A 1,151-nucleotide genomic window follows, 5' to 3' on the forward strand; every position below is an offset into this window, starting at 1 on the left:
CTTGCCGGGATCGGACCGATCGCCGCCGCGAAGCGCGTGGGGATCGGACGCACGACCGGTCACCGTTGGCGATCTCAACGTGGTGGGATCGCGCCGCTACGACTTGCTGAGGCAGACAGACACGAACGGTACCTGAGCCTGATCGAACGTGAGCGGATCGCTTTGTTCAGGCGAGAAGGATTGTCCATCCGGGAGATCTCCAGGCGACTCGGCCGGTCACCGTCGACGATCAGCCGCGAGCTTCGCCGCAATATGCGCAAACACGACCGCGGCCAGTACGACGCTGTCCTGGCCCACGCACGAGCTCGAGAGAAGGCCCGACGGGTGCGAGCTGGGCGCATCGGACAAGACCCTCAGCTCCGCGACTTGGTCCAGGACAAGCTGAAACTGGATTGGAGCCCCGAACAGATCAGCCACTGGCTACGAGACACTCACCCGCAGAAACGATTGTGGCACGTGTGCCACGAAACGATCTACCAAGCCCTGTACTGGCCAGGAAACAGCGGATTGACCAGGAAATTGACACCCCATCTCCGAACGGGCCGACCACTGCGCAAGCGTCGACGACGCCCCGACGTACGTGCCCCACGCTTCATCGCACCGGCGACCTTGATCGACCACCGCCCCCAGGTCGTGGACGACCGGTCCCGGTTCGGAGACTGGGAAGGAGACCTCATCATCGGCACGCGCACCCGGTCGGCGATCGGCACCCTGGTCGACCGCAAGAGCGGCTACGCCGTCCTCCTCCACCTCCCCGGCGGGCACACAGCAGCTGAAGTCAACGCATCGCTCGTCACCGCGATGTCTGCCCTACCTCAGGAACTCCGGCGGACTTTGACCTGGGACCAGGGCGCCGAAATGGCCAGCCACGACAAGATCGCCTCCCTCTTCACCGACGGTGTGTTCTTCGCTCACGCCGGCAAGCCCTGGCAGCGCGGCTCCAACGAGAACATGAACGGACTGCTGCGACAGTACTTCCCCAAGCACACCGACCTCGCCATCCACAGCGCCGACGACCTCGCTGCAGTCGCCGCCAAGATCAACAACAGACCCCGGAAACGCCTCGGTTGGACAACACCAGCCGAGCTCCTCGTCGACGAACTAGAATCCAGCTAACCAACCAGTGTTGCGACGACCGCTGGAATTCGCCC

General features: G+C 63.9%; 1 protein-coding gene. It reads left to right on the plus strand.

Annotation, left to right across the window (positions count from 1 at the left end; all coding sequences use genetic code 11):
- Positions 1-9 precede the first annotated feature (9 nt).
- Positions 10-1,116 carry an IS30 family transposase gene (locus E3O54_RS06395; RefSeq protein ID WP_370247441.1) on the plus strand — a complete coding sequence of 369 codons (1,107 nt, stop codon included), beginning with the start codon at positions 10-12 and terminating at the stop codon, positions 1,114-1,116.
- Positions 1,117-1,151: the final 35 nt, after the last annotated feature.

Source organism: Cryobacterium sp. TMT2-4, from assembly GCF_004402575.1.
Taxonomy (GTDB): domain Bacteria; phylum Actinomycetota; class Actinomycetes; order Actinomycetales; family Microbacteriaceae; genus Cryobacterium; species Cryobacterium sandaracinum.